We start from the raw sequence: 13,456 nt of genomic DNA, 5'->3' as shown, positions 1-13,456 counted from the left end.
AAGAATTATTCTTCCTTCGGTGGACGACTCATTAGATTTTGCACTACCTGTTTTGGAGTAATTTTTCCTTGTAACAGCGCGTTAATTTGTTCACATATTGGCATTTCCACTTGATATTGATTGGCGATGAAGCAGACTTGTGATGCATTATATTTTCCTTCCACAACTTGGCCAATTTGCTTTTCTGCATCGTTGATGCTGATATTTTGCCCTAAAAGTAAACCAAAGCGACGGTTTCGTGATTGATCATCGGTGCAGGTCAATACTAAATCGCCAACGCCAGCCAAACCAAGAAAAGTCTCTGCACGTGCACCTAAAGCAAGCCCAAGACGCTCCATTTCTGCCAGACCACGCGTTATTAATGCCGCTTTGGCATTAGCCCCATAACCTAAACCATCACTGATTCCACAGCCAATAGCCAAGACGTTTTTTATCGCACCACAAATTTGCACTCCGATCAGATCATCGCTCAGATAAACACGTAGGTTGTGATGATGAAGTAGTTCGCGGATATCTTTTTGATATTGCAGATCGTTGGAGGCTAAAGTGACTGCTGTAGGTAAAAAATGAGCCACTTCTTTGGCAAACGATGGACCTGAAATAATTGCTTGTGGAAAAGTAGAACCAAAAGTTTGACTCACCAGATCACTTAATAATTGATGGCTTTGTGGGTCGATACCTTTAGTTAGCCATGCTAAACCTTGGGGTGATTTTTTAATTTTTGCAATAATTTCTGCAAATGCATGGGAAGGAACAGCAATAATGACGTAATTGGCTTCATTGATACATTGATCCAAATCAGCCAAGGGTTCCAAAGTATCAGGAAAAGCGATATCCGGTAAATAATTTGGATTTGATCTTTTTCCCTTCATCAGGGCAACGTGCTGTGGATCATGCCCCCACAACAAAACACGATGACCCGCTTTGGCTAGGTGAATTGCAACGGCAGTGCCCCACGAGCCGGCACCTAATATAGCAATGGTTTTTTGGTTCATTTTATGTTCTTGAATAGGGGTTAAATAGAGCTGGAAGCAGGGTTTTGACTATCATTAAATTAAGGAATCCCCTCTCCCGAAGCGGGAGAGGGGCAGGGTGAGGGTTAATTATACCTCATCTGCCCGCATAGCCCCCTTCTCCTCTTTGTCCTCGTTATCCCTCGTTGAACTGGGGATGACTGGGGCAGGGGAAGAAGGGAAATTCCTTACTTATGTTATACAATTTCGCCTGCACCCTGTTTATCTTATTAGTGCACTTGTAATTTTACGCTTTGCCTTCTTTTTGTTTTTCTGCAAGTTGTTGCATGTACAGCGCATCAAAATTAATGGGTGCCAGTACCAGTTGTGGGAAACTACCACGAATTACTTGAGATGTAATTGCTTCACGAGCATAAGGGAATAAAATATTGGGGCAGAAACTGTTTAACAAATGATCCAGTTGATTCGCTGGAGCGCCTTGAATGGTGAAAATACCCGCTTGTTTTACTTCAACAAGGAACGCAGTTGTTTTGTTATTGGTTACTGTGGCAGTAACGGTTAATACCACTTCAAAAACACCTTCTTCCAGTTTTGTATTGGTAGTATTGAGTTCAAGATTAAGTTCAGGTTCCCATTGTTGCTGAAATACAGCCGGGGTATTAGGCGTTTCAAAAGATAAATCTTTAGTATAAATCCTTTGAATCATGAATTGTGTTTCATTTTGATTTTGTTGCGCCTGGTTAGCTTGATCGTTCATGTTATTATTATCCTCTTAGTAATTTATCGAGTTTCCCCTGACCATCCAGGGCATATAAATCATCGCAGCCACCCACATGTTGGCCATTAATGAAAATCTGCGGAACAGTACGTCTGCCACTTTTGCTTATCATTTCATCACGTAATTCGGGTTGCACATCAACACGAATTTCGGTGAATGAAACCTGTTTTTGTTGTAATAACTCTTTGGCTCGGACACAGTAAGGACAATATCCGGTACTGTAAATAATGACTTCAGCCATAATTTATTTTCCTTTAACCAAGGGTAACTCGGCATTTTGCCAAGCAGCGATTCCACCACCTAATACATGAGGCTGGTAGCCCTGAGCACGAATTTTATTGGCAACAGTCTGAGCATCAAAAGCTCGTGAGGCGATTAGAATAAGGGGTTTATTTTTATATTTATCCATTTTCTGTTGTTCAAAATCTTCGCTTTTAGCATGGATCGAATCAATTATGTGTCCTTTCGAAAAGGCTTCTTTGTCACGCAAGTCAATGACCACCGCATTTTCATGATTGATTAAATCGACAGCGGCTTGAGGGGTTAATTCCTTTGCTTTCCTTTTTTGGGTGATTAATTCGTTGATAAAAGTTAATAATAAAATCACGATAAAGGCCAGCCATAGCTGCCAATGATGAATGATAAATTGACTAAAGTGTTCCATGTTCTCTCTTGGATATTTTATTAATGTGGGAATTATCACCAGAATGAGGCATTAACGCAAGTCACAGAACTATTTTCTATGTACCCGGGGGCGCCATGTAGCGAAACCCGGAATCTTTTACGGTTATCTCGAGAGAAGCGAGAGATCGCTTCATGGCAATAGGGTGCTGCATGGGGGGCTTTCGGCGGGCTTGGGATGACGTAATTATCTGTTTCTCTTAAGCAGCACATAAACTGCACCACTTCCTCCATCCCTGGGTAGGGCACTGTGAAAAGCCAAGACCTCGTCTAACTGGGGTAGCCAACGATTGAGTAAATTTTTAATCACCGGGGGTGCACCTTGGTAACCGCCCTTACCGTGAATAATTAAAATGCATCTGCTGTTGTTTTCTGCCTGGGTTTGAATAAATTGGCATAAGGTATCGCGGGCATTTTCACTTTTTAGTCCATGCAAATCCAAGCGGGCTTCCCATGGGATTTGCCCATGCCTTAATGCTTTAAATCTTTGGCTGGCAAGGCTGGGATGAGAATAGGATAAAATGGTTTCTGAAAGAACCGTGTCCACAATCATATCGGATAAGTAATACTTCTTTTTTTCCTGTGTTACTTGGGGTGTATTTTTTTTAGGTGGAACTGAAGGCTTGGGTTGAGCCACTTTGACCTGGTTTGTTTGTTTCTTCAAAGGTTTTACAGAACGCATATGTTCGCGAAACAAGGCTTTGTCTTCATCGGACAAAAAATCGTCAGCCATAGTTTAGTAAAAATAATAAATGATATTTGAAGTATAACCCGGGTTCCGCTGTGCTGCACCCCTGGCTATGAAATATAAAGTTTATGAAAGAACCCGCCATCCCTGATGAAGCGAGGGATAATGGTAAAAGAATCTCGTTTCGACTGTGTTGCATTCAAATCTGAGTTTTCATCAAGGCAAACATACAACTACTTTTGTTGATTAACATAGGGTACAATTTGTACTTTTTCTGGATGAGAATTGACCCCCTATGAGCAATTATATACTTAAGGAAACGGAAGAATTAGTCACGATTTTGGATTTTTTACGTTTTAGTGTGTCCTGTGCAACTCATGCGAATTTATATTATGGCCATGGCACCGATAATGCTTGGGATGATATGCATTCATTAATCCTGAGAAGCTTGTCTTTGCCTTATGATTTAGACCCCAATTGGCTTAATGCACGTTTGACTACCAGTGAAAAAAAATATTTACACCATCAATTGGAAAAGCGAATTAATCAACGCGTACCAGTGCCTTATTTAATCAAAGAAGCTTATTTTTGTGATATTCCCTTTTATGTGGATGAACGAGTTCTTATCCCTCGTTCACCAATGGCAGAACTGATTAAAAATGAATTTTCTCCCTGGGTCGATGCGGAAAAAGTCCATCGTATTTTGGATTTGTGTACGGGCAGCGGATGCATTGCGATTGCCTGTTGTTATGCGTTTCCTGAGGCAGAGGTTGATGCAGTTGATATTTCTAGTGAAGCGCTTGCTGTTGCTGCGCGAAATCGCGAACAGTTGGGGGTTGAAGACCAACTAACGTTGATTGAGTCTGATTGTTTTTCCAAAGTACCAAAGGTAGGCTATGATTTAATTGTCAGTAATCCTCCCTATGTGGGTAAGGAAGAGATGCAGACTTTACCTGATGAATTCCGTCATGAACCTGTTTTAGCTTTGGAAACTGGTAATAATGGATTAGCTATCGTTGAAACAATTCTGCAAAATGCATCTGAGTATTTAAATGAAGCGGGTGTCCTGATTGTAGAAGTAGGGAATAGTGAGGAGGCTCTATGCGAGGCCTATCCCGATGTTCCTTTTACTTGGCTTGAAATGAGTCATGGTGGACAAGGTATATTTTTATTAACCAAGCAGCAGCTAGACGAGTATTTTAATGTCCGGTAATACATTTGGAACTTTATTTACGGTAACAACATTTGGTGAAAGCCATGGCCCAGCTATTGGCTGTGTGGTCGATGGTTGCCCACCCGGATTAATGTTGCAGGAAGAAGACATCCAACCATTTCTGGACAAACGTAAGCCAGGCCAATCCAAATATACAACACAGCGCCGTGAGGAAGACAAAGTACAAATTCTTTCTGGTGTATTTGAAGGTAAAACGACAGGTGCGCCTATTGCCTTATTGATTCATAATACCGATCAACGATCTCGGGACTATGAAGAAATCAAAAATTTATTTCGGCCAGGCCACGCAGATTTTACTTATCATCATAAATACGGACATCGAGATTATCGCGGTGGCGGACGTTCTTCAGCGCGAGAGACTGCGGCACGCGTAGCAGCTGGGGCGATTGCGCGTTTGTATTTGCAACGTCATTTAAATTTGGTAATCGTGGGTTACTTACAGCAAATGGGCGATTTGATTCTGGACTTTGTTGATGAGGCGGAGATCCCTAATAATCCTTTTTTCTGCCCAAATAATACTCAAATCCAGGATCTTGAGGAGGCAATTGAGCACTTAAGACGTCGAGGCGATTCAGTGGGCGCCCGGGTTAAAGTGATCGCAAAAAATATGCCTGTAGGATTAGGTGACCCTGTATTTGATAGACTGGATGCAACATTAGCCTATGCTATGATGTCAATTAACGCAGTTAAAGGCGTCGAAGTGGGTGCAGGGTTTGCGGCGGTTAATCAGTTAGGTTCTGTACATCGAGATGAAATGACTCGTCAGGGCTTTCTTAGCAATAATGCTGGTGGAATTTTGGGGGGTATTTCTACAGGACAAAATGTCGAAGTAAGTATTGCATTAAAGCCTACTTCAAGCATTATTACCCCAGGAAAGACGATCAATACTTCTGGGGAAGAAGTGACTGTAGTGACTAAGGGACGACATGATCCTTGTGTAGGAATTAGGGCTGTGCCTATAGCTGAGGCAATGATGGCTTTGGTGCTGATGGATCACTATTTGAGAAATAAGGCATTATCCTAAACTCCCCTTAATTATTTCCCTTTTTCCCCAAGCAGGAGAGGGAGTTTTTTCTCTTCTCCCATGGAGAAAAAATGATAAAAGAATTCAGAAGAGGTTAATCATGAGTAGAGAATTAAATATAGCTATTGTTGGTGCTACTGGGGCAGTCGGTGAAACTTTTCTAACCGTATTGGAAGAACGAAATTTTCCTATAAAAAATCTTTATCCATTAGCAAGTTCTCGTTCTGTGGGTAAAACAGTAGAATTTAGAAATGAACAATTTGATGTTTTAGATCTGGCTGAGTTTGATTTCAGTAAAGCGGATATCGCTTTATTCTCAGCGGGTGGTTCTGTATCTAAAGAATATGCACCCAAAGCTGCTGCAAGTGGATGTGTGGTGGTCGATAATAGTTCTTGCTTTCGTTATGAAGAGGACATTCCTTTAGTCGTTCCCGAGGTCAATCCTCACCGTATTATTGACTATAAAAATAGAGGTATTATTGCCAACCCCAATTGCTCTACGATTCAGATGGTAGTTGCCCTAAAGCCTATATATGATGCGGTAGGAATTGCTCGAATTAATGTGGCGACGTATCAATCCGTTTCTGGTACGGGAAAGAAAGCGATTAGTGAGCTTGTTTCGCAAGTAGGGGATCTTTTGAATGGTCGGCCTGCCAATATCAATGTGTACCCACAACAAATCGCTTTTAATGCGATTCCGCATATTGATCAGTTTGAAGAGAATGGATATACCCGCGAAGAAATGAAAATGGTGTGGGAAACACGTAAAATTATGGAAGATGACCGCATTATGGTCAATCCTACTGCAGTTAGAGTACCTGTTATTTATGGCCATTCTGAAGCCATTCATTTGGAATTAAAAAAGCCTTTAACTGCTGACGAGGCGCGTAAGATTCTTTCTAAAGCTCCAGGAGTGAAGGTCGTTGATAATGTCGGTAAGGCAAGTTATCCCACTGTTCTTAAAAACGCTATAGGGCATGATGAGGTGTTTGTTGGGCGAATTCGGCAGGATATTTCTCATCCTAATGGATTAAATATGTGGGTTGTTGCGGATAATATTCGCAAAGGTGCGGCATCCAATGCAGTACAAATTGCTGAAATTTTGCAAAGAGAATTTTTGTAAGATATTTTGTGCGGTATTGTAGCCTCGATGATGGGCCCGTCTTCCCGAACGCTAGTTAGGGATCTCCGCAGTACTCTGTATGATGACGAGAGGTCCCTGGTGCTACTCGGGATGACGTCAAAAGAACCCGGATTACGCTGCGCTAATCCGGGCTAAAAAACATCCAGGCTTCAAGAATCACAGTTTTTGTACAATAAGCAGAACTTTAAAAAAATCCTCCTACTTTTTGCAACCTAAGTTATACTTTGATTAACATGATTGGATTTTAAACTATGCTAAATGAATATTATTTAACCGATGATATTGAAGAGCCTGTTCTTGCGAGTAGTATTTTAGCTTATGTTACACCCAATGTTTCTGGTAAGCGGTTTAATGAATTAAAAACTGCGCAAATTCCTTGGGAAGCAAAACTGGATCTTTCAAATTTAAAGCCAGAGGATGCGCGTCAGGCTTTGCTGGAATTTATTCAAAAACAAGTGAAGAAGAATAAACAATCCATACTTATTGTTCATGGTACACAAAGCACTAGAAATGCTCCTCCGCTGCTAAAGAATTTAGTGAATCACTGGTTACCGCAAATCCAAGAGGTCATTGCGTTTCATAGCGCGAAGCCTAGTGATGGTGGTGTTGGAGCGGTGTATGTCTTACTTAAAAGAGTATCGGATCTTCCCGTATTCACTCGTACGGAAAGCTCTTCCTTTTTAGTTGTGGAAACTAAAGCTATGGAGCGACAGAGACGTTTGGCTGAACAGCAAGGCGAGCGACGAATGGCATCGGTGAAAGCTCGTGAACACTCCAATAATGAGGCTCAACCGGGTCTTGAAGGAGAGTTGCAAAATAATATTTTGCAACATCCAGCCCTAGACAGTCAGCGTTTTGATGGCATTGATGCACCTTTAAATCCTGAACCTCCGTTAAATACGGATGCGCGACGCGAATACGATAATGAACGACGCAATCAGGAGCAAGAAAAACAACTGCGTTTAGGTAATATGCCTCGATTCACTAATACGCCTAAACCTAGAGGTCCTTAATGACAATTGCAAGTGACATAATCAGCCATCGAATGCCTGATTTTGAAGCTTATCTTCGAGCAGGGGAATCGTTGGATGACATTGATGAATATGGTTTTACACCCTTAATTGAGTGCGCTATTACACGCCAAACTCACATTGCTGAGCAATTAATTGTTCGTAAAGTCAATGTGAATAAAGCCGACGTGACCGGGCGTACTCCTTTACATTGGGCGGTGGATAATAATGATGTCGAAATGGCGCAATTGTTATTAAACAGTGGTGCAGATCCCAATGCATATACGCGCAATGGACTTTCTGTATTGGTTTATCCCGTATTGCGCAGCCAAGAGACGCTCAAACGTTTACTCTATCAATATGGGGCTAAACTTGATTTTGCCCTTGATTTCATTAACGGCAAACTTATTGGGCATCGTTTTGAGTTGCAAGGGGATGTTGATATAGTAAATGCCAAGGGTGAATTTATTGAACTGGATTATGAAGGTTTTATCCTTGAATTTACTGTTGCCGTGATAAGGGATGCTTTAAGACGTTTTATCAGCAGCTATTCAACACGCCATTTACGCGACTATTTTCCATTGGCCTACGTTATTATCGATGGCTTTACGCTTGCAGAGGAGCTTTTACAATATCAGCACTTGCCTTATTTGAACGAACAACAAATGCGACGGGTGCAGGAATTTTTAAAAGCACCGATGTTGATTCTTCCCGCAGCCAGTCGTGGACATGCCATGGGATTTATTCGTTTTGGTCAATGGTGGGCTAAAATTGATCGCGGTGAAAACAGCTTACAGGAGGGGAGTGTTAATATCTATAAAATGAGTAATCCCGAAGCCTTGAATGTTCGTTTTCTGCAGGATTTTCTTTATAAAAAACAACCGAGACGTTATTTCCATCAAGTAATTAACCAACAATTAGGGTTGATTCCCATCGCCAAAATGCCAATTAGTTCGCAAATTAGTGGCAATTGTTCTTGGGCCAATATACAGGCGATTGTTGCCGTTGCTTATGCCATTCAAGAATTACAAAAAAATGATTTTATTAATTTCGAACCTGCTATGACCTTTTATAATGAGTGGGTATCTTGGGATAAGGAACGAGCTATAGATGAATGCATCCAACGTTTTTATCTGGCTAATCCTCTGCGTAAAGCCAGTATTGCCGCAATGCTAGGTGGCGTTTTATTTCAAGCCTGTAATTATAACAATGCGCGCCATTTGGAAATGGCAGAAAAAATACTCAAGATTCTCACCTTGCCTGATTATGAATACATTTTAAAAAGTTATCTTGAAGAGTATTGCATCAAACGGTTAACCAAAAAAGGGAATAATTTACTCAAAATTCTTGATGATTGCGGTATCAATCCCAATATTGGTGTTAATCCCATTGCCACCGATTTATGATTTGAATTGGACGTACCGAAAGCTACCCCTCGTCATCCAGGGCATATGTAGCACAAACTATACAATAGAAGATGCTTCGCTAAGCTTGGCATGACAGTTTCGCTATAACCAGCCTACATCCTACAGTCTTTTCATTATCCCCGCTTTTTCGACTATACTCAAAATGTAAGAATTATCGCTTAAGATAAGGAGATCATCATGTTAAAGTGGGCGCTCATTTTTTTGGTAGTCGCCATTGTTGCAGGTTTATTTGGTTTTCGCGGCATTGCGTCCACGGCAACCAGTATTGCCAAAGTACTCTTCTTTTTATTTATCGTTATTTTCCTGGCATTTTTAATTTTGAGCTTATTTGGAACTGCCTCGCTTAATGCGGTACCGTAGCTTGGGTGCGGTACAGTGGCTCCCGTCATTCCGAATCTTAGTGAGGGATGACGGGGCACTTCAGGTTACAAATTCAGAGAGTGGCAATATCAATGACAAAACGATAGCGGACATCGCTTTTTAGGACACGTGCATACGCTTCGTTGACTTGTTGTATGGGAATTAATTCAATATCCGACACGATGTTGTGCTTGCCACAAAAATCGAGCATTTCCTGAGTTTCTTTAATCCCTCCGATGATTGACCCAGACAGGCTTCTACGTTTGGCTATCAGGGAAAATGCATTGATTGGGATAGATTCTTCCGGAATCCCAACAACAACCATAGTTCCATCGCGTTTGAGTAATTGGATGTATTCATTCCAATCAATTTTGGCGGAAACAGTACAGATAATGAGATCAAAATAGTTGTTTAACTTTTGGAAGGTTTGAGGATCTGATGTAGCAAAAAAATGATCGGCTCCCATGCGTTTACCATCGGCTTCTTTACTCAGCGAATGACTCAAAACGGTAACTTCAGCTCCCATTGCATGGGCTAGTTTGACTCCCATATGTCCAAGTCCACCCAAGCCTAAAATACCTACACGCTTCCCGGGACCAATATGCCAATGCCTCAAGGGTGAGTAGAGGGTTATTCCAGCACACAGTAAAGGTGCTGCTGCATCCATAGGTAAGTTCTGGGGAATTTTTAGTACATAGTTCTCGTCAACAACAATTTTGGTAGAGTAGCCGCCTTGAGCCAAATTGCCACTGCGCTTTTCCAGATTGTTATAGGTTAAAGTCATTCCTTCTTCGCAAAACTGTTCCACTCCTTCATGACAGCTTTCGCAGTGTCGGCAGGAATCAACAAAGCAACCTACACCAACGTGGTCGCCGACCTTAAACTTATTCACCGATGGACCTACTTGACTGACTACACCAACAATTTCATGACCTGGAACCATTGGAAATAAGGAGCCTCCCCATTCATCTTTTACCTGATGAATATCGGAGTGGCAGATGCCACAATAATGGATGTCAATCAGCACGTCATTTTTTCCAACATCACGACGCTCAAATGAATACGGTTTAAGAGGGGCTTTTGCACTTTGAGCCGCATAACCTTTTACGGGTATCATCTAAAACTCTCCTTGTTATGTCGAATAATTTTACTTTTTACTATTGAAGGTGAGTCCTTTATTCGTGGAGTATCCCTTCCTGGAATGGCACCTGAGTTGTAGCCAGGGTGAGGACAAGGCCGTAAAACAGGGGACTTTTGGCCGTCATCCCGAGTGCAACGAGGGATCTCCCGTCATAACATTGTGCTATCGCGTGAGATCTCTTGTGTCCTCGGGCTGATGGGGCAGCTTTATTCTTTTACTGCAGACTCTCTTTTTTTCTGGCCATCTCCTTTAGCAGCCGGTTTGATATTTCCTTGTTGCTGTTGGCCTGTTCTTCTACGATTCTGGTTAGAAGCAGTTGGATTATTACCTGCACTGGCTCTTTGTTGTTGGTTACCACTGGGCCGACGTCTTCTATTTTGCGATCTGCGGTCACCGCCAGAACCTTTAGGCGTTTTTGCCTGAGCTTGATGACGACCTGGTATTCTTTTAGCCTGACTTTGTGGCACTGAAACCGAAGCATCTGCATGTCCACCAAATAAACTGGACCATAAGCGCTTGATAAAGCTGGTTTGCGCGCTTTTTACCGGTTGATGTTCAGTTAATGGTTTGACTGCAGGTTCATCTCGTAAAGAACTATCTGCCTCACTACCGGGAACATGTAATTCAGGCTGTTGGATTAGAGAATAACTAGGCTTTTTCGATTTACCTACATTATCTTCTTTTAGACGAGTGATTGAGTACTGAGGTAAGTGCATGTAAGGATTGGCGATAATCATTACTGAAACACTATGCCTTTTCTCAATGTCTTTAATGAAATTACGCTTCTCATTCATAATGAACGTCGCCATTTCTGCGGGAAGCTGTACTTGGATTTCAGCGGTCTTTTCCTTTAATGCTTCTTCTTCAATAAGACGTGTAATTGCCAATCCGTGAGACTGAATGTTACGAACAGTTCCTCGTCCTTCACAACGTGGACACACTTCCTGAGCACTTTCCCCTAGTGATAATCTCAGACGTTGGCGCGACATTTCCAAAAGACCAAAGCGAGAAATTCGTCCGACTTGAATACGTGCTCTATCAGCTTGTAATGCTTCCTTCAGGCGATTTTCAACATCCCGTTGATTTTTACTGGAGCTCATATCAATGAAATCGATAACAACTAAACCACCCAAATCACGTAGACGTAACTGGCGAGCGATTTCGTCGGCTGCTTCAATATTGGTATTGAATGCAGTTGCTTCGATATCTGCTCCACCCGTTGCTTTAGCTGAGTTGACATCAATTGAAACCAGAGCCTCGGTTCTGTCGATCACCAAAGCACCTCCAGACGGCAACATCACTTGACGCTGGAATGCAGTCTCTATCTGACTTTCAATTTGATAGAAGTTAAACAGAGGGATGCTGCTGTTATAGAGCTTCAAGTTAGGTAAGAATTCTGGTTTTACTCGCTCAATATATTGCTTGGCTTTAATGTAAGAAATCTGATCATCGATGATGATTTCGCTGATGGACTTACGTAGATTATCACGAATAGAACGAATGATGACATCACCTTCTTGATGAATCAACGAAGGGGCAAGTTCGGAATTATAAGCTTGTTTGATGGATTGCCATTGATTGCACAGCATATCCAGGTCATCTTGTAATTCTTCTTGGCTTTTGCCTACACCCGCTGTACGGATAATAAGTCCCATGTCTTCAGGTAAAGTCAATGCATTGAGTGTTTCTCGCAGTTCGTCACGCTCTTCACCTTCGATACGTCTGGAGATACCGCCTGAGCGAGGATTATTAGGCATCAGAACCAGGTAACAACCTGCTAAGGTAATATAGGTTGTTAGCGCCGCTCCTTTGCTGCCACGTTCTTCTTTATCAACCTGAACCAACAATTCCTGGCCTTCTCGGATTAAGGAAGTGATAGGTGGTTTTTCATCGCCAAATTCTTCAGGATTTTTGCTTAAATATTCAGGTGCGATTTCTTTAAGTGGCAAGAAGCCTTGACGTTTAGAACCATACTCTACGAAAACAGCATCGAGACTCGGCTCTCGTCTGGTGACGGTTGCTTTATAAATATTACCCTTTTTTTTCACTTCACCAGGACATTCAATATCCAGGTCAAATAAATAACGATCTTTAACAAGTGCAACACGAACTTCCTCAGTTTGTATCGCATTGATTAACATTTTTTCCATCTGTTACCCCATAATTAAGGGCGCCATCATTCAAGTTGAGATAGGGTCTCTTTACCTTTCTATTATCATGTCCAAAATGTCTTGATTTTCTGCGTTTCGATGCGCACCTACTTCGTATAGGCTACGCTTCGATACTCGAAAATCAAGCCATTTTTGGCTCAATCTAGCGAAACGTGAAAAAAACCTAATATAAGGCTCAAAATACCTTAGAGGTTCAATTGGATTTACTGATATTTCGATGCTTTTGGTTGAGGTCTGGATTTTCTGTGCTTCATGGCATACCTCAGTATGCTGTGTTGCAATATTGGAAAATCCGGGGTTTTCACCGCAAGTAGGTAATCGATCAGTAGCACCTGGGATTGAACAATAAGCGATGTGATCTTTAGGCGAACCCATGGCCCTATAAACAGACGTTACACATGTACCCTGTTCAACAGAATCCTTATGTACGTACATGTACACTGAGGTTCTGTGCTCCGTTCCTCCTAGCATTTGTCGCTCTGCAGCGAGTTTCGAAAGAGGTCTGATGAGAGGTGCATACTGTGAGATATACTGATTACAAACCAAACGGGTTGAAATAGGAAGCCAAAGGCGTGCGAAAGCCCTGAAATAATTCGTAATCGGTATAAAGCATGTCTGGCATGCGTAGGTTTCTGTCAAAAATATGGTCAATTTATCTCTGGCATTGGGTCGCTTCCTTATATCTTATGCTTAAATGGAAGCGCTATTTTTATGTAACTCTATTTAACAAATAATCACTCATTTAGATGGGCCAAAGCCCTTCTTCCTCAATGATTAGCATATACTTTAAAGTAAATAGTTACGCTTTTTTTATTTAAATGCGT

Annotated in this window: 13 protein-coding genes; 6 read left to right on the top strand and 7 right to left on the bottom strand. The window is 41.7% G+C overall.

Going from position 1 to position 13,456, the window contains the following annotated elements:
- Nucleotides 1–5 precede the first annotated feature (5 nt).
- The 5 genes from ACF8MK_RS01665 to ACF8MK_RS01645 form a co-directional block, all read right to left on the bottom strand.
- A complete protein-coding gene (locus tag ACF8MK_RS01665) occupies nucleotides 6–995 on the bottom strand; it encodes an NAD(P)H-dependent glycerol-3-phosphate dehydrogenase (RefSeq protein ID WP_392537911.1) in 990 nt (329 codons plus the stop codon).
- Between the two features lie 265 nt (nucleotides 996–1,260).
- Nucleotides 1,261–1,731: a protein-export chaperone SecB gene (gene secB / locus ACF8MK_RS01660; RefSeq protein WP_028381197.1), complete on the bottom strand. Its 471-nt coding sequence runs from the start codon at nucleotides 1,729–1,731 to the stop codon at nucleotides 1,261–1,263.
- Nucleotides 1,732–1,738: 7 nt separating this feature from the next.
- Nucleotides 1,739–1,993, bottom strand: coding sequence for a glutaredoxin 3 (gene grxC, locus ACF8MK_RS01655; protein WP_392537910.1), 255 nt, complete (start codon nucleotides 1,991–1,993; stop codon nucleotides 1,739–1,741).
- Between the two features lie 3 nt (nucleotides 1,994–1,996).
- A complete protein-coding gene (locus tag ACF8MK_RS01650; RefSeq protein ID WP_392537909.1) occupies nucleotides 1,997–2,416 on the bottom strand; it encodes a rhodanese-like domain-containing protein in 420 nt (139 codons plus the stop codon).
- Nucleotides 2,417–2,620: 204 nt separating this feature from the next.
- The gene (locus ACF8MK_RS01645; RefSeq protein ID WP_392537908.1) at nucleotides 2,621–3,166 is read right to left on the bottom strand and encodes a Smr/MutS family protein; all 546 of its coding nucleotides are present in this window, start codon (nucleotides 3,164–3,166) and stop codon (nucleotides 2,621–2,623) included.
- A gap of 250 nt (nucleotides 3,167–3,416) precedes the next feature.
- On the opposite strand from ACF8MK_RS01645, the gene prmB reads away from it, so the two are divergent.
- The 6 genes from prmB to ACF8MK_RS01615 all read left to right on the top strand — a co-directional run bounded on the left by prmB (nucleotide 3,417) and on the right by ACF8MK_RS01615 (nucleotide 9,320).
- Entirely contained in the window at nucleotides 3,417–4,334 is a 918-nt protein-coding gene (prmB, locus tag ACF8MK_RS01640) for a 50S ribosomal protein L3 N(5)-glutamine methyltransferase (protein ID WP_392537907.1), read from the top strand.
- A complete protein-coding gene (gene aroC, locus ACF8MK_RS01635) occupies nucleotides 4,324–5,379 on the top strand; it encodes a chorismate synthase (RefSeq protein WP_392537906.1) in 1,056 nt (351 codons plus the stop codon). Before prmB ends, aroC begins: the two co-directional genes overlap by 11 nt.
- A gap of 100 nt (nucleotides 5,380–5,479) precedes the next feature.
- On the top strand, nucleotides 5,480–6,502 hold the full coding sequence (locus tag ACF8MK_RS01630; RefSeq protein ID WP_392537905.1) for an aspartate-semialdehyde dehydrogenase: 1,023 nt from the start codon (nucleotides 5,480–5,482) through the stop codon (nucleotides 6,500–6,502).
- Nucleotides 6,503–6,774: 272 nt separating this feature from the next.
- Nucleotides 6,775–7,536, top strand: coding sequence for a Smr/MutS family protein (locus ACF8MK_RS01625; protein WP_392537904.1), 762 nt, complete (start codon nucleotides 6,775–6,777; stop codon nucleotides 7,534–7,536).
- Nucleotides 7,536–8,939: a Dot/Icm T4SS effector AnkH/LegA3 gene (gene ankH, locus ACF8MK_RS01620; RefSeq protein ID WP_392537903.1), complete on the top strand. Its 1,404-nt coding sequence runs from the start codon at nucleotides 7,536–7,538 to the stop codon at nucleotides 8,937–8,939. The genes ACF8MK_RS01625 and ankH overlap by 1 nt, the downstream gene beginning before the upstream one ends.
- 198 nt (nucleotides 8,940–9,137) lie before the next feature.
- A complete protein-coding gene (locus ACF8MK_RS01615) occupies nucleotides 9,138–9,320 on the top strand; it encodes a DUF1328 domain-containing protein (RefSeq protein ID WP_265704238.1) in 183 nt (60 codons plus the stop codon).
- Nucleotides 9,321–9,393: 73 nt separating this feature from the next.
- Here ACF8MK_RS01615 and ACF8MK_RS01610 read toward each other — a convergent pair whose 3' ends face one another.
- Both ACF8MK_RS01610 and ACF8MK_RS01605 read right to left on the bottom strand, forming a co-directional pair.
- Nucleotides 9,394–10,437: an NAD(P)-dependent alcohol dehydrogenase gene (locus tag ACF8MK_RS01610; protein WP_392537902.1), complete on the bottom strand. Its 1,044-nt coding sequence runs from the start codon at nucleotides 10,435–10,437 to the stop codon at nucleotides 9,394–9,396.
- Between the two features lie 230 nt (nucleotides 10,438–10,667).
- Nucleotides 10,668–12,611 (bottom strand): ribonuclease E/G, encoded by a 1,944-nt coding sequence (locus tag ACF8MK_RS01605; protein WP_392537901.1) that lies wholly within the window; start codon nucleotides 12,609–12,611, stop codon nucleotides 10,668–10,670.
- Nucleotides 12,612–13,456 lie beyond the last annotated feature (845 nt).

Source organism: Legionella sp. 227, assembly GCF_043161935.1.
Lineage (GTDB): Bacteria > Pseudomonadota > Gammaproteobacteria > Legionellales > Legionellaceae > Legionella > Legionella sheltonii.
Note: the sequence above shows the minus strand (reverse complement) of the source record. Positions and strands in the feature narration are given on the sequence as shown.

What these genes read in the sequence shown, in the direction of transcription:
- ACF8MK_RS01665 (WP_392537911.1), bottom strand. Translation starts at nt 995, where the DNA reads ATGAACCAAAAAACCATTGCTATATTAGGTGCCGGCTCGTGGGGCACT.
- secB (WP_028381197.1), bottom strand. Translation starts at nt 1,731, where the DNA reads ATGAACGATCAAGCTAACCAGGCGCAACAAAATCAAAATGAAACACAA.
- grxC (WP_392537910.1), bottom strand. Translation starts at nt 1,993, where the DNA reads ATGGCTGAAGTCATTATTTACAGTACCGGATATTGTCCTTACTGTGTC.
- ACF8MK_RS01650 (WP_392537909.1), bottom strand. Translation starts at nt 2,416, where the DNA reads ATGGAACACTTTAGTCAATTTATCATTCATCATTGGCAGCTATGGCTG.
- ACF8MK_RS01645 (WP_392537908.1), bottom strand. Translation starts at nt 3,166, where the DNA reads ATGGCTGACGATTTTTTGTCCGATGAAGACAAAGCCTTGTTTCGCGAA.
- prmB (WP_392537907.1), top strand. Translation starts at nt 3,417, where the DNA reads ATGAGCAATTATATACTTAAGGAAACGGAAGAATTAGTCACGATTTTG.
- aroC (WP_392537906.1), top strand. Translation starts at nt 4,324, where the DNA reads ATGTCCGGTAATACATTTGGAACTTTATTTACGGTAACAACATTTGGT.
- ACF8MK_RS01630 (WP_392537905.1), top strand. Translation starts at nt 5,480, where the DNA reads ATGAGTAGAGAATTAAATATAGCTATTGTTGGTGCTACTGGGGCAGTC.
- ACF8MK_RS01625 (WP_392537904.1), top strand. Translation starts at nt 6,775, where the DNA reads ATGCTAAATGAATATTATTTAACCGATGATATTGAAGAGCCTGTTCTT.
- ankH (WP_392537903.1), top strand. Translation starts at nt 7,536, where the DNA reads ATGACAATTGCAAGTGACATAATCAGCCATCGAATGCCTGATTTTGAA.
- ACF8MK_RS01615 (WP_265704238.1), top strand. Translation starts at nt 9,138, where the DNA reads ATGTTAAAGTGGGCGCTCATTTTTTTGGTAGTCGCCATTGTTGCAGGT.
- ACF8MK_RS01610 (WP_392537902.1), bottom strand. Translation starts at nt 10,437, where the DNA reads ATGATACCCGTAAAAGGTTATGCGGCTCAAAGTGCAAAAGCCCCTCTT.
- ACF8MK_RS01605 (WP_392537901.1), bottom strand. Translation starts at nt 12,611, where the DNA reads ATGGAAAAAATGTTAATCAATGCGATACAAACTGAGGAAGTTCGTGTT.